The sequence below is a fragment of the Bacillus sp. UNC41MFS5 genome (assembly GCF_000686805.1).
This window is the reverse complement of record NZ_KK366017.1, coordinates 474,166-491,291: the sequence shown is the minus strand read 5'-3', so window position 1 is coordinate 491,291 and position 17,126 is coordinate 474,166. Positions and strand designations below refer to the sequence as shown.

General features: G+C 37.3%; 19 protein-coding genes. 6 read left to right on the top strand and 13 right to left on the bottom strand.

Translation table 11 applies throughout. The features are described 5' to 3' along the window. Window positions 1-29: 29 nt before the first annotated feature. From pyc to BR30_RS0118785, 3 genes are all read right to left on the bottom strand, one after another. Window positions 30-3,473: a pyruvate carboxylase gene (pyc, locus tag BR30_RS0118795; RefSeq protein ID WP_026566331.1), complete on the bottom strand. Its 3,444-nt coding sequence runs from the start codon at window positions 3,471-3,473 to the stop codon at window positions 30-32. Window positions 3,474-3,539: 66 nt separating this feature from the next. After that, window positions 3,540-4,745 (bottom strand): FtsW/RodA/SpoVE family cell cycle protein, encoded by a 1,206-nt coding sequence (locus tag BR30_RS0118790; RefSeq protein WP_026566330.1) that lies wholly within the window; start codon window positions 4,743-4,745, stop codon window positions 3,540-3,542. 193 nt (window positions 4,746-4,938) lie between these two features. Continuing rightward, on the bottom strand, window positions 4,939-5,220 hold the full coding sequence (locus BR30_RS0118785) for an Fpa/YlaN family protein (RefSeq protein WP_026566329.1): 282 nt from the start codon (window positions 5,218-5,220) through the stop codon (window positions 4,939-4,941). Window positions 5,221-5,442: 222 nt separating this feature from the next. Between BR30_RS0118785 and BR30_RS0118780 the strand changes: the two genes are divergently transcribed. Further along, the gene (locus tag BR30_RS0118780) at window positions 5,443-5,940 is read left to right on the top strand and encodes a molybdopterin-binding protein (RefSeq protein WP_026566328.1); all 498 of its coding nucleotides are present in this window, start codon (window positions 5,443-5,445) and stop codon (window positions 5,938-5,940) included. Window positions 5,941-5,980: 40 nt separating this feature from the next. On the opposite strand, the gene BR30_RS0118775 is transcribed toward BR30_RS0118780, so the two are convergent. Further along, window positions 5,981-7,309, bottom strand: a complete 1,329-nt coding sequence (locus BR30_RS0118775; RefSeq protein WP_026566327.1) for a PhoH family protein — start codon at window positions 7,307-7,309, stop codon at window positions 5,981-5,983. A 205-nt stretch (window positions 7,310-7,514) separates the two neighbouring features. On the opposite strand from BR30_RS0118775, the gene BR30_RS0118770 reads away from it, so the two are divergent. Further along, window positions 7,515-8,099: a YhcN/YlaJ family sporulation lipoprotein gene (locus BR30_RS0118770; protein WP_026566326.1), complete on the top strand. Its 585-nt coding sequence runs from the start codon at window positions 7,515-7,517 to the stop codon at window positions 8,097-8,099. Between the two features lie 20 nt (window positions 8,100-8,119). Here the strand turns inward: BR30_RS0118770 and BR30_RS0118765 are convergent, their stop codons facing one another. Continuing rightward, entirely contained in the window at window positions 8,120-8,575 is a 456-nt protein-coding gene (locus BR30_RS0118765; protein WP_026566325.1) for a pyridoxamine 5'-phosphate oxidase family protein, read from the bottom strand. 175 nt (window positions 8,576-8,750) lie between these two features. On the opposite strand from BR30_RS0118765, the gene BR30_RS0118760 reads away from it, so the two are divergent. Beyond that, window positions 8,751-8,951, top strand: a complete 201-nt coding sequence (locus BR30_RS0118760) for a YlaI family protein (protein ID WP_026566324.1) — start codon at window positions 8,751-8,753, stop codon at window positions 8,949-8,951. 83 nt (window positions 8,952-9,034) lie between these two features. Here the strand turns inward: BR30_RS0118760 and BR30_RS0118755 are convergent, their stop codons facing one another. The 3 genes from BR30_RS0118755 to typA are packed head-to-tail and all read right to left on the bottom strand — an operon-like array spanning window position 9,035 to window position 11,504. Next, window positions 9,035-9,325 (bottom strand): hypothetical protein, encoded by a 291-nt coding sequence (locus tag BR30_RS0118755; protein WP_026566323.1) that lies wholly within the window; start codon window positions 9,323-9,325, stop codon window positions 9,035-9,037. A gap of 15 nt (window positions 9,326-9,340) precedes the next feature. Beyond that, on the bottom strand, window positions 9,341-9,646 hold the full coding sequence (locus tag BR30_RS0118750; protein WP_026566322.1) for a YlaH-like family protein: 306 nt from the start codon (window positions 9,644-9,646) through the stop codon (window positions 9,341-9,343). A 19-nt stretch (window positions 9,647-9,665) separates the two neighbouring features. After that, the gene (gene typA, locus BR30_RS0118745) at window positions 9,666-11,504 is read right to left on the bottom strand and encodes a translational GTPase TypA (RefSeq protein WP_026566321.1); all 1,839 of its coding nucleotides are present in this window, start codon (window positions 11,502-11,504) and stop codon (window positions 9,666-9,668) included. Window positions 11,505-11,667: 163 nt separating this feature from the next. Here typA and BR30_RS0118740 point away from each other — a divergent pair, with 163 nt between their 5' ends. Then, entirely contained in the window at window positions 11,668-11,853 is a 186-nt protein-coding gene (locus tag BR30_RS0118740; protein ID WP_026566320.1) for a YlaF family protein, read from the top strand. Between the two features lie 29 nt (window positions 11,854-11,882). Here the strand turns inward: BR30_RS0118740 and BR30_RS0118735 are convergent, their stop codons facing one another. Both BR30_RS0118735 and BR30_RS0118730 read right to left on the bottom strand, forming a co-directional pair. Next, complete coding sequence (locus BR30_RS0118735) at window positions 11,883-12,680, bottom strand: inositol monophosphatase family protein (RefSeq protein ID WP_026566319.1); 798 nt, start codon at window positions 12,678-12,680, stop codon at window positions 11,883-11,885. A 265-nt stretch (window positions 12,681-12,945) separates the two neighbouring features. Beyond that, complete coding sequence (locus BR30_RS0118730; protein ID WP_026566318.1) at window positions 12,946-13,140, bottom strand: hypothetical protein; 195 nt, start codon at window positions 13,138-13,140, stop codon at window positions 12,946-12,948. 178 nt (window positions 13,141-13,318) lie between these two features. Between BR30_RS0118730 and BR30_RS0118725 the strand changes: the two genes are divergently transcribed. After that, window positions 13,319-13,951 (top strand): YktB family protein, encoded by a 633-nt coding sequence (locus BR30_RS0118725; RefSeq protein ID WP_026566317.1) that lies wholly within the window; start codon window positions 13,319-13,321, stop codon window positions 13,949-13,951. A gap of 45 nt (window positions 13,952-13,996) precedes the next feature. On the opposite strand, the gene BR30_RS0118720 is transcribed toward BR30_RS0118725, so the two are convergent. Both BR30_RS0118720 and BR30_RS0118715 read right to left on the bottom strand, forming a co-directional pair. Then, a complete protein-coding gene (locus BR30_RS0118720) occupies window positions 13,997-14,269 on the bottom strand; it encodes a UPF0223 family protein (protein WP_026566316.1) in 273 nt (90 codons plus the stop codon). Between the two features lie 43 nt (window positions 14,270-14,312). After that, the gene (locus BR30_RS0118715) at window positions 14,313-15,272 is read right to left on the bottom strand and encodes an NAD(P)H-dependent flavin oxidoreductase (protein ID WP_026566315.1); all 960 of its coding nucleotides are present in this window, start codon (window positions 15,270-15,272) and stop codon (window positions 14,313-14,315) included. A gap of 202 nt (window positions 15,273-15,474) precedes the next feature. Between BR30_RS0118715 and BR30_RS0118710 the strand changes: the two genes are divergently transcribed. Then, window positions 15,475-16,947, top strand: a complete 1,473-nt coding sequence (locus BR30_RS0118710) for an aminotransferase class I/II-fold pyridoxal phosphate-dependent enzyme (protein ID WP_026566314.1) — start codon at window positions 15,475-15,477, stop codon at window positions 16,945-16,947. A 53-nt stretch (window positions 16,948-17,000) separates the two neighbouring features. Here the strand turns inward: BR30_RS0118710 and BR30_RS0118705 are convergent, their stop codons facing one another. Further along, complete coding sequence (locus BR30_RS0118705; RefSeq protein ID WP_026566313.1) at window positions 17,001-17,123, bottom strand: GapA-binding peptide SR1P; 123 nt, start codon at window positions 17,121-17,123, stop codon at window positions 17,001-17,003. Between the last annotated feature and the right edge of the window lie 3 nt (window positions 17,124-17,126).

Here is a 17,126-nt window from a genome sequence, read left to right as displayed (position 1 = left end):
CTAGGGAATAAGGTCCCTAGCAACTTTTTTTAGTTTTTCGTTAAGTCAAGTAAAAGGTCACCCGTTAATATTGCATCACCGCTTGAAACATAAATATCCTTAACAAATCCTGAAAACGGTGCTTGAACTGTTGTTTCCATTTTCATCGCTTCGGTAATCATTAAATGATCACCGCGTTCTACTTTTTCACCTTTTTCGACAATCACCTTAACCACGGTTCCCGGCATTGTCGCAGCTATTTGATTTTCATTTTTCGGATCAGCCTTTAACCTAGAAACTACCGTAGATTTAATACTTTCATCCTTTATGGATACTTCACGCGGCTGACCATTTAATTCAAAGTAAACTACCCTCGTACCATCTGCTTGAGGATGACCGATAGAGACGAGTTTAACAATCAGTGTTTTCCCTGTTTCAATTTCTACTTCAATTTCTTCACCCAGTCGCATTCCATATAGGAATGTCGGGGTATCAAGTACTGAGATATTGCCATATTGTTCATCTATTTTCATGTAATCCATAAATACCTTAGGATATAAAGCATAAGAAATAATCTCAAAATCCGTCACTTGTCTTCCTAATTCTTTAAACAATTTCTCCTTAATTTTCTTTAAGTCCACTGAATTAAGCAATTCACCTGGGCGAGCTTCCAATGGTTTTTTTCCTTTTAAGATTACTTGTTGCAACCCTTCTGGAAAACCACCATATGGCTGACCAAGCGATCCTTCAAATAGTTCAACAACTGAATCTGGGAAATCCAGCGAATCTCCCTTTATTAGCACATCTTCCTCCGTTAAATCATTTTGAACCATAAATAATGCCATATCGCCAACGACCTTTGATGAAGGGGTCACTTTGACAATATCCCCAAACATATGATTTACGCGTGAATACATTTCTTTTACTTCATCCCAACGGTCACCGAGGCTAACCGCTCTGGCTTGTTGTTGGAGGTTACTATATTGCCCCCCCGGCATCTCATGTTGATATATTTCAGTATGAGGGGAGATCATTCCACTTTCAAAATCTTGATAATATTTTCGAACATCCTCCCAATAGTAAGACAATTTTTCCATTGCATTGATGTTTACTTTTGGTTTCCTTGATGTCCCTTCAAGAGCATAAAATAATGAATTAGCACTAGGCTGCGATGTTAGGCCTGCCATTGTTCCTAATGCCGTATCAACAATATCGACTCCTCCCTCTATTGCCCGGGCATACGTATAAAGACCATTTCCGCTCGTATCATGGGTATGAAGATGGATAGGAATATCAACTGTTTCTTTTAGCTCAGAAATAAGTCTGTACGCTGCCTCAGGCTTTAATAATCCAGCCATATCCTTAATTCCTAGTATATGGGCCCCTTGAAGTTCCAACTCTTTTGCCAAGTGTTTATAATATTGAAGATTGTATTTCGTCCTTGTCTGATCTAAAATGTCCCCTGTATAACAAATTGATGCTTCAGCAATTTTACCAGTTTGACGAACCGCATCGATGGCAACTTCCATTCCCTTTACCCAGTTTAAACTATCGAAAATTCGAAAAACATCAATTCCACCTGAAGCAGATTGATCCACAAATTCACGGATCAGATTATCAGGATAATTTTTGTATCCTACTGCGTTCGCTCCACGTATCAACATTTGGAATAATACATTGGGAATTTTCTTACGAAGTGATACTAATCGGTCCCATGGATCTTCTTTTAAGAAGCGGTATGCCACATCAAAAGTTGCGCCGCCCCACATTTCAAAAGAAAATAAATCTGGCAAGAGTTTTGCAGAAGGCTCAGCGATATGAAGAATATCAGTCGTACGCATACGGGTAGCTAAAAGTGACTGATGTGCATCACGAAAGGTTGTATCCGTTAATAAGACTTCTTTTTGATTCTTTACCCACTCGACAAGGCCCTCTGCACCGAACTTGTCAAGGATTTGCTTAGTTCCCTCTTGATAAGACAAATCATAAGGTAAATGAGGAATTCTTGGCTTCGAAAATACTGGTCTTTTCTTCTTCTCAATACCCGGGAAACCATTTACAGTGACTGTGCCAATGTAAGATAACATTTTTGTCCCACGGTCTTTACGAAACGGGAAAATAAACAATTCCGGAGTCGTATCAATAAATGAGGTATCATATTCGCCATTCCTAAACTTTTCATGCTTCACGACATTTTCTAAGAACGGGATATTTGTTTTTATCCCTCTAATCCTGAATTCCTGCAAATTGCGAACCATTTTTGAGGCTGCTTGCTCGAAGGTCAACGCCCAAGTTGATAGTTTTACTAATAAAGAGTCATAATATGGTGTAATGACAGCACCTTGAAAGCCATTTCCTGCATCTAGACGTACCCCAAACCCCCCGCCTGAACGATAGGCCATTATTTTTCCTGTATCAGGCATGAAATTATTTAGCGGGTCTTCAGTTGTTACCCTTGACTGAATCGCAAATCCGTTAATTTGGATTTTTTCTTGTAATGGTATACCGACTATCGGACCATGTATTTCATGACCCTCCGCAATCAATATTTGCGTTTGGACGATATCTACACCCGTTACCATTTCTGTGACTGTATGTTCTACTTGAACCCTCGGATTTACTTCAATAAAATAAAAATCATTTCCTGAAACTAGAAACTCTACGGTACCTGCATTCAAGTAATTGATATTTTTCATCAATTTTACGGCAGCGTCGCATATTCTTTTTCTTAACTCATTTGATATGGATACGCTAGGAGCAACCTCAACAACCTTTTGATGGCGCCTTTGGACGGAACAATCGCGGTCAAAAAGGTGAACTATATTCCCCTGCTTATCACCAATAATTTGAACTTCTATATGCTTTGGATTTTCAATTAATTTTTCAAGATATACTTCGTCATTACCAAAAGCAGCTTTTGCTTCTGACTTTGCTCTTTCAAATGCTTCACGGATTTCATCTAAGTGTTTTACAATTCTCATTCCGCGTCCGCCTCCGCCAAGAGAGGCCTTAATGATAATTGGCAGCTTGTGTTCTTCCACAAAATCTTCTACCTCAGATACATCTTTAACCGGACCTGGGCTTCCTGGAATGACTGGTATTCCAGCAAGCTCTGCCTGATGCCTTGCTTTGACCTTATCCCCGAACATATCTAATTGTGTTATCTGAGGTCCAATAAAGATAATTCCTTCTTCTTCACAACGCTTAGCAAAATGAATATTTTCAGACAAAAAACCATACCCTGGATGAATGGCATTCGCACCGCTTTTTTTGGCGATTGCAATGATGCCATCAATGTCTAAATAAGCATCAATTGGTTTTTTTCCTTCCCCTACGAGATAAGCCTCATCAGCTTTGTAACGATGGTAGGCTCCGGAATCCTCTTTAGAATAAATTGCAACAGTTCGAATATTCAGTTCTGTACATGCACGAAAAACCCTTATAGCAATTTCTCCTCGGTTGGCGACCAATACTTTATTAATTTGTCTAGTCACAAAAAGCACCTTCTATTCTATGTATTTTTAAAAACGCGAAGAGCAAAAATGTTCTTCGCGTTTTGACTAAATATAAGAAACCTTACCATCTTTTTGTTTAACCCGATTATCCATTTGTTCCTGGTTATTTTTATATTTCTTTTCATATTTATTGAACATAGCAACATTAACAAGTATTCCTGTTGCCGCTGCAAGCATTAAGAGAGAGGATCCCCCATAGCTTATAAATGGCAGTGGTACACCAGTTAGAGGAATTAGCCCAGATACTCCAGCTAGATTGATAAACGTCTGGATCCCAATCATGCTGGAAATACCAAAAGCAAGGAGACTTCCAAAAGGGTCTTTACATTGTAATCCGACATATATCCCTCTCAATACAATATAAAAGAGGAGAATAATAACGAACCCTACACCCCAAATCCCTAATTCTTCGGCAATTACCGCCATGATGAAATCTGTATGGGATTCTGGAAGATAGCCAAGTTTTTGAATACTCTTCCCTAGGCCTAATCCATTAATCCCGCCCGAACCAATTGCTATATAGGAGTTAGCTAAGTGAAAACCTTCATTATTTACGTACTTATCATCAAATGGATTATCTAATACAGCAAAACGACTTTGTTGTTCGTCAGAAAAAAACTTCCCCCAGGAGACCAAAACAAGCGGCAGAAGAACTATTAGCACTATAATAACTAATTTGCCGATACTTTTAAAACTCAACCCGGAACAAAAAATCATCGTACTTGCGATGGCTATAATAATCGCTGCAGTACCAAAGTCAGGTTGAAAGATAATAAGTGCACATATAATAAAAAGATAAACTAAAGGTGGGAGAACACCTTTGTTAAATTGATTGATATAGGCTTGCTTTTTCGCATAGACGGCTGCCAAATAAATGATAGCTGCTAACTTAACAAACTCCGATGGTTGAAATAAGAAACTCCCAATTGGGTACCAGCTTTGCGCATTATTTTTTTCTACCCCAAATACAAATAAACCTAACAGAGATAAAAGAGAAGCTAGCACAATTAATACCAGAACTTTTTTGAACATCATGATCTTATATGGAAGAATTGCTGCGAAAAGGAAGATTAGAGTAAAAATCATCAGCCATACTTTTTGTTTTTGATAAAAGTAATCAGGTGGATAACCATACCTTTGAACTGCGGAAGCCATACTGGCACTGTATATCATAACAAGTCCAAAGGCGCACAAAAGGAAAGTAGCAATAATTAACGTATAGTCATATGATTTCAATATTTTTTTTAGCATTTATTGGTCCTCATTTTCAATATTGATTTATATCATTTTATTATAATAGAAAATAAACATTATTTCTTGAGGAAAAGTTAATTTGTTACAACAAATTAATATTGGAATAGTCCCAAAAATAAATGAAATCATCTGCTCATAATTAACAAAAAAACCCAAACAATGAACAGTAATTGTTTGAGTTCCTATGCAACTATTTCCTTAACGAAGCATCATGAAGCACTGATAGCTCTTTTTCTAATGTATCGAGGATTGCTTTACCATCTTTACTATCTATTAAACCTAATCGAACAGCAAAATCTATCTCTCTTGATAGGCCAAACATTTGTGTATCCAGCACCTCTTCATAAAGAGGGCATTGAGGCATTGTGAGATTGTCCATTTGCACTTTGATTAGCCTTAATATTTTTTCAGCGTCAGCCTGTAGTAAGGCAAATGCTTTTTCTTGGTGATTCACGATCATTTCAGAGGCCAACATAAATCCCCCCATTTCAGAGCGATAATTCAACTTATCTATAAATTTTACCGTTTACAACGGAAAATTGCAAGAACTATGAAGTAGATTAAATAAAGTAGCAAGTTGAGACTATTGTTCTTCAAAGATGATTTATCTTGTCGCGAAACCTGATTGTACTATTATGACATTTTGCAAAAAACAAGTTATACTAATTATGCAAAGGTTTAGGGGGAATAAACGATGGAAAATATCATTATCATTTCAGGAAACGTGAAGTATACAATCACACTTGATCCAGGTGTGTGGATTTTTGACGACCGACGAGTTGATTTAACCACCTATTTTACAACAAAACTAGAGAATTCTAAATCATTGGAAGAGTATACGAAAGCCATATCCAAACATTGGGACCGTGAAATTGTTGAGGGTGCGATTTACCCGCCTACATTGAAAACTGAAAAGAAATTTGAAAAAGAAAAGGTATTGACGGGGACCTTTGGTATACCATTAAAACCCTTTCTACAAAATTCAGAACCTGCTAGTGATGCACATACATTTGTTATACATTGTATTGACAGTGAATATGAATACCCTCTTGAAACGGCCAATGATTTTATCTTGGGATTTTCCAATAATGGAAAGCCACTTACAGCAGACGGTCCAATCCATGTCTATTTTGGCGATGGCTCAAATCTCACAAGTCCAATTAAAAACGTCAAGAGTTTTACCATAAAATAAGACGGGTGCCTTTGGCGCCCGTTTTACTTTTTAAATAAATTTAGAGTAAATCTGCAGCCAAAAGAGCTAATCCCGACCTTTCCCCTTTCATTAATTTAACATGTCCTGAAATAGACTGATCCTTAAATTTTTCTACAACATAAGTTAATCCGTTGTTATATGCATCAAGATAGGGATGATCAATCTGTTCAGGGTCTCCCATTAACACAATTTTACTTCCTTCTCCAACACGCGTAAGGATCGTTTTCACTTCATGCTTCGTTAAATTTTGTGCTTCATCTATGATGATGAATTGCTTCGGTAAACTTCTGCCACGAATATACGTTAATGCCTCCACCTCAATTGATCCTAGTCCCGCTAAAATGGCATCAAGTTCACCTGGCTTTTTGGTGTTGAATAGAAATTCTAGATTATCAAAAATTGGCTGCATCCATGGTCGAAGCTTCTCTTGTTTTTCACCCGGTAAAAACCCTAAGTCCTTACCTACCGGGACAATTGGTCTTGCCACTAAAAGTTTTTTATATTCCCGGAAATCTTCCGTTTGCATTAAACCAGAAGCTAGTGCTAACAGCGTTTTCCCTGTTCCTGCTTTCCCAGTTAATGTAACTAAATGAATATCTTTTCGTAATAACAATTCAATTGCCATTGTCTGCTGAACATTCCTAGAATGGATGCCCCAAACATGCTCTTGGTTTAAAGCTAATTTTTTTACCTTTTTACTGGTTTTATCTACCATTCCTATGGCAGATGCAGAACTGCCCAATGCATCTTTCATTACTAAGAATTGATTCGGATAAAATGGGTGATTCGCTATCTCAGAGAGATTCAGTTCACCTTTTTCATAAAATCGACCCAATAATTCGATGGGAAGAAACACTTCAAAAAAGCCAGTGTAGATATGATCGATTTCAACTACTCGATCATTTAAAAAATCTTCGGCATCTAATCCAATTGCATCTGCTTTAACCCTGACAAGAGCATCCTTACTAACTAGAATAACTGGCTTTCCATTTTCTTTGGTTTTTTCTTCTAAAAATAAATTTTTAGCCACAGCTAGAATTCGATTATCATTTGTTTTTTCAACAAATATATCCTGAAGCTCATGGAAGGTACGGTGATTCAGCTCAATTCTGATTGTCCCTCCGTTTTCAAGAGGAATTTTTTCATGCAGTTTTCCTGAAGCCCTAAAGCCATCAATTAGTCTTGATACTTGTCTTGCATTTCTCCCTACTTCATCCATGTACCTTTTCTTTGAGTCCACTTCTTCAAGAACCACTGCAGGAATTACAACTTCATTATCTTCAAAGGAGAAGAGGGAATACGGGTCTTGTAACAAGACATTCGTATCTAACACGTATATCTTACTCAAAGCAACGCCTCCTGCTTTACTTGTTGTTTGGATTGCAACTTGCAAACAACCCTTCTGCTAGATTGGACTTTGGTAAAATATATGTTTATTGGAATAAAGATAGAAGGATTTCCGCACAATAAATGTTAGTGAGACATTCAATTCAGATGAGTGATTATGACTTAATCTCAATTATTTATAAAGCATTGCGGAGGTGGAATAAGAAATGAAGAAAACCTTAATCATAACTGCGTTCTTGCTCATCATTGCTGGCTGCAGTACAAATAAGGAGCTCTCAAACAATGTGAACGATTCAGCCGTTAAAGTAAAAAACAGCTATATTGAAAATGTTGATCGAAAAACAGGGCAAGAAATCTCGAAACGATTGGTAAAACTTGCAACAAGCATTCCAAATGTTAAAGATGCAACTGCTGTCGTTTTAGGAAGATATGCAATTGTCGGTATTGATGTAAACGCAAAAATTGACCGTTCACAAGTAGGGTCCATTAAGTATTCCGTGGCTGAAAGTTTAAAAAAGGATCCGTATGGTGCCAAGTCAGTAGTCGTAGCCGATGCCGATACGACACAGCGTTTGCGAGAGATTCAAGAAGATATAAATAAGGGCAGGCCAATCCAAGGGATTATGGAGGAACTTGCCGATGTAGCCGGTCGATTAATGCCGGAGATACCTGGAGACATAATTACTCCAAGCCCTAAAAATGCTCCTGAAAAACCAGATAAGAAGCTAAACTCTAACGATCAAAAGAAGCTGGAAAAAGAACAAGAAGACCAATCTAATCATTATAAATAAAAAAAAGCTTAGGGTAATTCCTAAGCTTTTCTTATTGCATCCATCACTTGATTGTCTAACTTCTGGGCAGCATTTTTATCATAGGTTTTATCATATTGAACCTCTGTGACTATTTTAGAACCATAAAACATTACATCCCTTACAGCAGTAATTTTCACCTGGATTAGAGCAAGTTTTAGTGGAACATCCTGCAGTCTTTCCTCTTTTACCTGAGCGTCCCCGTGAATAGCATATGTAGATTCGTTCGCAATCAAATTAATAACCACTTGATTGTTTTTATGAATATTTTCGATGATCCTAGAGCGATTATCTACTGCAAAATAGATGGTGCTTTCATCCTTTGCAAGCACCCAGGAAATAGAGCTAACATTAGGACCCCCTGTTTCATAATCAACTGTTGCCAATGTCACGAATCGCTCTTTTTGAAGCTCATCATATAAAGGCTTAATTAGCATTGGTTCTACTTGATTTGCCATTTTTCTGCATCCCCTTAAATTTGTCCTTTGCCCTGTTATAAAAAAAACAGATATCCTCATATTACTACTATCCCATTCTTTCATCAAATTTAACCAATTGATTACTTACAATCTTTCTGCCATGATATACTAGAGGAGAATCATCGGTTATTAGAAATAGTTAAAGAGGTGTCTTATGAGAGTTAAATGTGTAATTTGTGATAAAATTGAAGCAATTGAGGATGAATCGTTTGTAGCCAAACGACTTCGTAATCGTCCCATCCATACATATATGTGTAATGAATGTAATACAAGAATCACTAAAAAAACAAATGCCAGATTTGAAACAGGAAATTTCCGTTTATATCGTACGAAATCGGAGGAAGACGACTGGTGAAAAAAAACGGAAAAGCTTGTGTAAAATATTACAAAAAAACCATCAAGACATTCCATAGTGGAATGAGCATGATGGTTTTTTATTTATTCTTCAAATGGGTAGTTCTCATACTTTTCTGGTTCTTGATTAATCTGTTGCAGCATGACCTCAATCAATTCCCGTGGAAAACGAATTTTTTTCGTTTCATCCCCTTGTTGATAGGAAACATAATACATGACAACATCTGTTGTTACCTCTATATTGGAGAGGTTAAGATCAACTAACATTTCTTCAAAAAGATGTAATGTATCTCGAGCTGCTGTGTCATCAGGCCGTGCGTCACATACAACCTTAATTGTAAGCCAATTATATAGTGTATCCTGAACGGATTTCATTTAACTAAACCCCCGTTATTTCGCTTCAGCCTGATGCTTTTTCGTTTGATGTAAGCGTATTTTATACATAATTAATAACACAGCCGCACCTGCGAGTCCCTCCGCAATAGGCAATGCGTATGAAAAAATCAGCATAACAAAGCATCCAATTAACAAGCATGTATAAATCACGATGTTTTTCAAAAGAGGCAATTTTTTTGCAAAGCCTAACTTATAGACAATGGCCGCTAAAATTACAATATATATATACTGTAACCACACAGCGGTTTTTACATCTGTTAGTTCAATGAAAAATCTAAGACTAGGAGAGAATCCTTCCATCTTCTTGCACTCCTTTTACTTAACTCTGTTCAGCATATTTTTTCTTTTTAGCAGCTCTTTCACGTTCATTTTTATCAAGAATTTTCTTACGAAGACGAATTGATTCTGGAGTAACCTCACAATATTCATCTTCATTTAAATATTCTAATGACTCTTCTAATGTCATGATACGCGGTTTTTTAATAACAGAAGTTTGATCTTTGTTCGCTGAACGAACATTTGTCGCCTGTTTCATTTTTGTTATATTAACCGTGATGTCATTTTCACGTGTGTTTTCGCCGACAATCATGCCTTCGTAGATTTCCGTACCTGGCTCCACGAAAATAGTTCCACGGTCCTCTACTTGCATGATACCATATGTCGATGCTTTTCCTGATTCCATTGACACAAGTACACCTTGATGTCTTCCGCCGACTTGACCAGGTAACATTGGCTGATAGCTGTCAAAGGTATGATTAATAATTCCATACCCGCGAGTCATTGTTAAGAACTCGGTTGTGTAACCAATTAATCCACGTGCCGGTACGTTAAAGATTAAGCGTACTTGACCTGAACCATTGTTAATCATATCTATCATTTCGCCTTTACGGGCACCAATTGATTCCATAACTGAACCCGTATGCTCTTCTGGTACATCAATTTGAACTCTTTCAACTGGTTCACAGCGAACACCATCAATTTCTTTAACGATAACTTCAGGTTTTGAAACTTGAAGTTCATAACCTTCACGACGCATGTTTTCAATAAGAATTGATAAATGAAGTTCACCACGACCTGAAACAATCCAAGCATCTGGTGAATCTGTGTTATCAACACGTAAACTTACGTCTGTTTGCAATTGAGCGCGCAATCTTTCTTCAATCTTTCTTGAAGTTAAATACTTTCCTTCTCTTCCGGCGAATGGACTGTTATTTACAACAAACGTCATTTGTAATGTAGGCTCATCAATTCGAAGGATTGGAAGTGCTTCCTGATGTTCTACAGGACATACCGTTTCACCAACATTGATATCTTCCATTCCTGATACAGCAATCAAGTCACCAGCTACTGCTTCCTGAATTTCTTGACGTTTTAATCCAAAGAAACCAAAAATCTTCGTTACACGGAATTGCTTAACAGAACCATCTAACTTCATTAATGCTACTTGTTGACCAACCTGCATCGTACCGCGGAAAACACGCCCGATTCCGATTCTGCCGACATAATCATTATAATCAAGAAGAGCAACTTGGAATTGCAATGGTTCTTCTCGATTGTCAACTGGGGCAGGTATATATTCTACGATTGCATCATACAAGGATTGCATATTTTCATCTTGCTTCTCTGGATTAGTACTTGCTGTACCATTTATCGCTGAAGCGTAAATAACCGGGAATTCCAACTGGTCTTCAGTTGCTTCTAGTTCGATAAACAAATCGATTACTTCATCAATTACTTCTGCAGGTCGCGCAAAGTCACGGTCAATTTTATTCACAACAACAATTGGAGTTAACTTCTGCTCTAATGCTTTTTTTAGAACAAAACGTGTTTGTGGCATACAACCTTCATAGGCATCAACTACAAGCAATACACCATCAACCATTTTCATGATTCGTTCAACTTCTCCGCCAAAATCAGCGTGTCCTGGAGTATCCAAAATATTGATACGAGTATCTTTGTATTGAATAGCCGTGTTCTTCGCGAGGATGGTGATTCCACGCTCTCTTTCTAAATCATTAGAATCCATGGCACGTTCTTCAACATGCTCGTTAGAACGAAATGTTCCAGATTGTTTCAACAATTGATCCACCAACGTTGTTTTCCCGTGGTCAACGTGGGCAATGATAGCAATATTACGTATATCATTTCTTATATTCAAAAAATTCCACTCCTATATTCTAAAAATAAGTCTATTTATAGTTTCCCATTCACAACTAAAACATTATACCACAAATAAAGTGGAAACCCCTAACCATTTTATTGTAGAATAAAAAATATACAAAAGCACTCAATTTTTGAACTGAAAAAAGGGGTATCAAAAAATGAAAAACGTGAAGTGTTCATTACTCGTTTATGCTATCCTTGCAGCCGCAAGTATAATGGGGATTGGCATTGCAATTAGCGAAAAAAGCATAATAGGTGCAATGGGTTGTATCATTGCAATTATCGTAATTATGGGGATGGGCTTTAAAACAAAAAGAAAAATGCGGGAAAATGGAGAATTATAAAAGAAGAAGCCTACAACGGCTTCTTCTTTTTACCATCTTCCCTCTTTTAAGTAGTCCTTTAAGATTGATTGGTGTAATCCTCGATTTGCTGTAAATAATGAATCCTGTACAAGGAAATTCAGTTTTTCTCCCCTTAGATTTGTAACCAACCCGCCAAGTTCTTCTATAATTATTGCTCCTGCCGCAACATCCCAAGGTGATAAGCGCATCGAGAGGTACGCGTCAACCCTTCCTGTCGCAACAAACACCATTTCAAGGGCTGCTGAACCATATGATCTTGTTCCCCGTGCATCTCTCACTAGAGGAATCATTAAATTATGATCAATACGGTGATTTTCCATTACCCATGTTGCATTTAGAGCAATGATGGATTCCTTAACAGTTGTATCCTTTAGAGGAACGAGAGGCTTTTCATTTAAATAGGCTCCATTTCCCCTTTTGGCATGATACAGTTCGTCATGGACCACATCGTAAATGAGCCCAATTTTACCAATCCCATTCTCATAAATACCAAGAGAAATAGCAAAATTTCTTTGTTGATGAATAAAATTCATCGTTCCATCGATTGGATCAATCATCCAAACCACACCGTCAAGACTTTCGAGTGTATCTCCAAACCCTTCTTCGCCCAATATTTTATGATTGGGATAAACCGCTCTGATTTTACTTATAAAAAATTGTTCAATTTCTTTATCCATATTCGTTACCAAATCATTAGCATTTGACTTCGTTTGAATATTCAACGTTTCATCAAAAGATAATCTAATTCTAGCTCCTGCTTCATTAACCCATTCCTTTGCATGAGAATAAATTTGATCCCAGTTCATAACACTCCTCCAAATAAATCTAAATTCCTGTCAAGTTTTCAATGTATGTAGTATGATGCATGATAAATTAAATAATGTACCTTTAGCTTAATCAAATTGTTGGAACACATCAACTTTTAAGAGGTACACGTACCACATCAAAAAGGACAATAATAAACGAACCCCCTTCATTTTTGCTGGAGTTCGTTTTAGATAAGCTCAGAATATATTCTATTTCTCTCCATCCTGCTTTATTTCTCCTTGGATAAAAAACATCATTAATTTATCAAAGTGCTTTTAATCGTAATAATTCTTGGCGGATTTTTTCTAATTTTTGTTTGCAGTCTTTCATTTTTTTCTCATTCTTTTCTTCAATCGCTTCGAATAATGTAGCTAATTCATAATCCATTTCCAATCTTAAAACTGCTGTCCTTTCCTTTTCGCTTGCTTTTTTAAGTGAGGTATTCATTAATTGTTTCACGTTTCTCCTCCCCTTCCTGGATTTAACTAATTTTTCAGATTATTTTTTTACTGTATAATATGAGTCAGGGAGATATGTTGCAACAAATATGTGCTCTAACCCAGAAAGCATCTAACTACTTGTCAGCTAATTGGTATGCTACAATAAAGGACAAATGTTTAGTTGGAGGTTTAAATTTATGGGTTTTAAAGGATTTACTAACGAAGATTTTGATGTTTTTTTAATAGATGGTTTAGAGGCAAGAATGGAAGCACTGAAGGAAACAGTCCGTCCCAAATTAGAAGAATTAGGAAGTCACTTTTCCCCATTCATTTCTTCACTAACAGATGATGAAATGTTCGTACATGTAGCTAAACATGCAAGAAGGACCATTAATCCACCTAAAGATACGTGGGTCGCATTTTCAAATAATCCTCGAGGTTATAAAATGCTTCCTCATTTTCAAATCGGCATGTGGAACACCCATCTGTTTATATGGTTTGCCGTTATTTATGAAGCACCTCAAAAAGAATTAATTGCTGAAAGATTTTCAAAAAAATTAGCAAAAATTTATAAAGATACACCAAAGGACTTTGTTTGGTCTGTGGATCATACAAAACCAGAAACCATTGCACACAGTCATTTATCCAAGGAAGAACTTCGATCGCTTTTTGACCGCCTTCAAAACGTAAAAAAAGCGGAATTATTATGTGGTTTTACAATTGACAGAGAGCGAGTCATTCAATTAGGTTCCGATCAGTTAATTCAACAAATTGAGGGTGTTTTTGAGAAAGTAGCCACTCTATATCGAATTTCACAAAATAGAAAGTAAGAAGAAAAACAGCTCCTGCACAAAGAGTCCAGGAGCCTGTTCATATTATTTCATTTTTATCCTATCACCGGAGGCTGCATCTTTTACTTTTTTTATGGTTCGATAAGACGAGTAGCCACTCATTTCTTCAAATTCATTACAAATTGTCTTTTCTTCGGCTTTGCTGGGAACGATTTCTTTAAAGCGGCGATACGCCTTCAATACTTCATCGCGGTCAATTCCCTGTTCATAAGCCTTTTCAATTGTTTCAAAAAATGCAATCACATCCACAATTTCCTCTGTACTCCAATGATGATCAATAGGATATTGGTATTCCATAATTTCACCTTCTAACTAATTTCAACTAAACAGAATCATATACTTATTTTCCCCATTTTGCACGAATTTGTTCAGCATCATGAATCATTCGATTAAACAATGCTTCAACTGTAGGGACATCTTTAATTAAACCCATCACTTGACCTGCCCATGCAAAGCCATCATCAGGTACACCATCGTAAATATAGCGTTGGTTTGCTTTTCCACTAATGTAATCTTTTAATTCATCGTACCCCCCATTGTTTTTTTCAATGTCCAGAATTTTTTCTGTCCAACTGTTTGCAAGGGCCCTTGCTGGAGCACCGAGTGTTCTTTTAATCACCACTGTTCCAGATTCATTGCCTTCCACTAAGGTCTTCTTATATAGTTCGTTGGCATGAACACACTCCTTTGTTGCAATGAATCTTGTACCCATTTCAATTCCCTCTGCACCTAAACTAAGGGCTGCCATTAGTCCTCGGCCATCACCTATTCCACCCGAAGCAATAACTGGTATAGAAACAGCATCTACAACTTGAGGCACCAGAACCATTGTTCCTACATCATCACGGCCAAGATGACCCCCTCCTTCCTGCCCCACAACCATAACAGCGTCTGCGCCAAGTTCTTCTGCTTTCACTGCCTGTCTTCTGGCCGCAACAAGGACAAGTGTTTTTATCTGTGTGCCTTTTATTTGTTCAAATATGGGAGCAGGATTTCCTCCTGTCATTGAAACAACCGGGACCTTTTCATCAATAGCCACTTGGAGAAAATCGGAAAATGGTCTGCCATGCTGCCCAATTGCAAAGTTAACCCCAAAAGGATTGTTTGTTAGCTGTTTTACTTTACGTATTTCCTCTCGAAGCTGTTCAGGCTCAGCTAAGGACATGGCTGTAATCTGCCCAAGACCACCCGCGTTTGAAACGGCTGCCGCTAACTCAGAATAGGCTAAATAAGCTAGCCCCCCCTGAATAATCGGATATCGTATGTTTAATAATTGAGTAACTCGTGTTTTCCATTCCATTAGAAATCCTCCTAAAAACTTTCTACTTGTTATTTCGTTACTTCAGGGTAATTTTCCTGTATTAAAGGGAAACTATCGTAAACCGAGTAAGTAATAACATATATTTCTTTGCAATGAATGGGAATAATGCTATAATTCCTTTTGTTTATTATTGAAATTCGACATAATTAGAGTATTTTTTACAAAGAGGTGTGGTTATAAATTGTCTCAAAATCAAACACCGTTATTTAGCGGTTTATTAGAACATGCAAAAAAGAACCCAATACAATTCCATATTCCAGGTCATAAAAAAGGGGCTGGGATTGACCCTGAATTTCGTAACTTTATCGGGGATAATGCCCTGTCTATTGACCTAATAAATATCGGGCCGCTAGACGACTTGCATCAGCCAAAAGGGATTATCAAGCAAGCGCAAGATTTAGCAGCAGAAGCCTTTGGTGCGGACCGAACATTTTTTTCTGTGCAAGGCACAAGCGGAGCAATTATTGCGATGATCATGGCTGTTTGTGGACCTGATGATAAAATTATCGTTCCGAGGAATGTCCATAAATCAATCATGTCTGCCATTGTTTTCTCTGGAGCTATTCCAGTGTTTATCCAACCCGAAATTGATAAGGAACTAGGTATATCTCATGGAATCACCCCTGATGCCGTGGCAAGAGCTCTTAAACAGCATCCAGATGCGAAAGCGGTATTAGTTATCAACCCAACTTATTTTGGTATTTCCGGAGATTTAAAAAAGATTGTTGAAATTGCACACTCATATGAAATTCCTGTCCTTGTTGATGAAGCCCATGGTGTTCATATTCATTTTCATGAAGAACTTCCACTCTCAGCGATGCAGGCTGGTGCAGATATGGCAGCTACTAGCGTTCATAAGCTAGGCGGTTCGATGACCCAAAGTTCGATTCTAAATGTGAAGGAAGGCCTTGTTTCTGCCAAACATGTCCAATCCATATTAAGTATGCTAACTACCACCTCTACTTCGTATTTATTGCTTGCTTCACTTGATGTCGCACGTAAGCAATTAGCTACTAAGGGAAGGGAATTAATTGATAATACCATTAAAGTAGCACAATCGATTCGAAAAAGTGTTAATGAGATCGAAAATCTCCATTGTATTGGTGAAGAAATCTTAGGGTCAAAAGCTACCTTTGATTACGATCCAACTAAATTAATTATTTCTGTGAAAGAATTAGGATTAACTGGGTATGATGTAGAAAAGTGGCTAAGAGAAAAACATAATATTGAAGTGGAACTTTCCGATTTATATAACATTCTTTGTATTATCACACTTGGAGACACAGAAACCGAAGCTGACTTACTAGTAAATGCTCTCAAGGAATTAGCGGACCTATGCCAGCACAGTACCGATAGAATTGAGCCTGTAGAAGTTCTACTTCCTGAAATCCCAGTGCTTGCATTAACACCTAGAGATGCGTTTTATGCGGAAACAGAAGTTATTCCTTTTGAAGAATCAGAAGGAAGAATCATTGCAGAATTTGTGATGGTTTATCCACCGGGTATCCCAATTTTTATCCCTGGTGAAATTATTACAAAGGAAAACCTCCATTACATCCAGAAAAACCTTGAAGCGGGGCTCCCTGTACAAGGACCGGAGGATGATGAACTCAAATCCCTTCTCGTAATCAAAGAGTATAAAGCAATAAAATAGAACAAAAATACAGGATTCCATTTAGGAATCCTGTTTTTATTTATATTTAGCTATTATAAATCTTCCTCTGTATGATGATCTTCGCAACAATTGCCCTTAGAATAAAGCACCGTTACTTTTTCATCTTCAAAATGATCGATAGTAGAATTACATGTTTGGCATACTAAAGTACCCATTTG